The sequence below is a fragment of the Peptostreptococcus canis genome (genome assembly GCF_014229965.1).
GTDB lineage: Bacteria > Bacillota > Clostridia > Peptostreptococcales > Peptostreptococcaceae > Peptostreptococcus > Peptostreptococcus canis.
Map to the genome: position 1 here is coordinate 1 of NZ_JABGBW010000021.1, position 2,104 is coordinate 2,104.

Sequence of the window (2,104 nt, forward strand, 5' to 3'; positions counted from 1 at the left end):
ATCTAACTCTTCCCCTTCCCATTTCTTTTCTACAGGAATCGATATTTTTTCTATATTTTTATTAGTGATAGTAAATCCAGTTTTGGCATTTCCTTCTTTCTTACTTTCATAGTTTTGGAGTTTAACTTCCGCTACATCATATTTTATTTCACTTCCATTAGGATTATATTTTTCAAGATTTTTAAATTTATCTGTCCATTTATTTTGTTTATCTAAAGTAAGTGTCTTGCCCACAACTTCTTTTCCATCTGCGAGAAGTTTTATAGTCACGGAATTTGTTTCCGGTCCAATCCATTTTTTACTTACTGCTACTTCCACCTTTTCAGGTTTGGCATTGTACATAGCAATTACCTGCCCCTTACCCTGATTGGTTATGGTTACTGCCTTTGAATTAGCAGATTTTGGATACTTCGTACTATTTGGATTGGCATTATCTATTTCTACATCATAATATCCGGCTGCATGAGTTTTTTCTACAAAACGGTACTGTTGTCCAAAAATAAGTTTTTTAATCTGAACAATCCCTTTATCATTTGGTGTAACAGTATTATCTGAGTTGTGAGTTCCTATTTCTACATCGGAAGCTTCAACATCAACTTTTGTCCAGCTACTTCCATTATCTTTAGATGTTTGAAGCTCAAAATTAAACCCTGCTGAAAGCATTCTTCCTGTATTTCTGTCTGATTTAATAAGTTTAATAGTAAGTGGATCTGATGGAGCATCTGCAATACCTGCAGGTGGAGTAAGTTTACTGTTGGCAGTTGATTCATATTCCCCAGTTTGATTTGTTGTGATTTTTGCAGTATTCTTTACTGTTGTAACTTCCTTAACAGGAATATAATCATAACCTATTGAAATATCTATATTTTGAAGTGCTTTTCTATCATATATCCTGTTCATTTTCTCAACAGTTTCTGTGGAAATATCTTTATATATCTCTTGATTCTTTTTTAACCAACTGCCCACACCTCCAACATCATTTATTTGAGGAACTTGATTGTAAGTTATTCCACTACCATCATTCATATCCCACCATTTTAACATTAAAGTATAAGTTTCATCACCATTCTTATAGATACAGTATTCTCCACTTTGAAGTGATTGTTTTACTTCTTCTCTTGTTTGATTCCCTTGTTCTTTTTTTGCTAGCAATGATATTGGCAGCCAAATTTTTCCTCCTGATGATACTACTTTTCCTTCATCATTTATACCACCCAAAATCAATACAATATAATTTAATTTAGGTGCACCAACTCCACCTGAGAACGTATCTTCAATATAAATGCCTGTGCGTGAATTAGGATTATATAACCCATCATGTTCTAACATATATGCATTCGTATATGATTTATTTTCTTTCCTGTCATAAAAAGAGTCATTTTTTAACGAAAATTCCCAATTAATATGAGAATCATTGCCTGGATTTGAAAGTTTACTAACTCCTTGGTGAGTTGTTCCAATCATTTTAGATTTAACAAAAACTTTTTCAATTGCAATACTCAAATCATTTTTTCCAAGTTTTCCAAATCCAGTATAACGTTCCCCTAAATTAAAACTCTTCTTCTGATCACCATTATAATTCATCATCTCTCCAGTCTCAAACGATGCACCAAAACTTTTGATTTGATTATTCCTTATATAATCCCCAGAAAATTTAATTATGATATTTCCATTTTTATATTCCCATGTTCCAATAACCTTATTAGTCCCATCTTTTAATATTTGAGAACTAAAATTTTTTAAAAAACCACCGTAAGTAACAGGGATTTCAAGTGTATCTCCTTCTATAATTGTCTTATCAGACTTATATTCCAACTCCATTTGTAATTTAATTATGCTGTTATTTTGCCCTTCGCATAGCGCACTGCTAAATTTAGTTGGATCACTACTGTATTCATTATATTGTGAATCATCACTCACCTTATAATCAATTTCCTTATTTCCATTAGCAACATCTATAATCTTAAAAGATTTAATTTTTACATTATCAAGACTAAGTGCTCCAGGTCCTGTTGGATTTTCTCTCTTTTTCTTTTCATATCCGGCAATGATAGTTTCATTACCAAGTTTTCCATAAATAGGAGTTATTTCAATATCTTCTCCC

1 protein-coding gene is annotated in these 2,104 nt (G+C 31.8%); it reads right to left on the reverse strand.

Annotation, left to right across the window (positions count from 1 at the left end):
• Positions 1–2,104 (reverse strand): Cna B-type domain-containing protein (locus tag HLB29_RS09425; protein WP_185624896.1); only part of this gene is annotated, 2,104 nt, incomplete at both ends.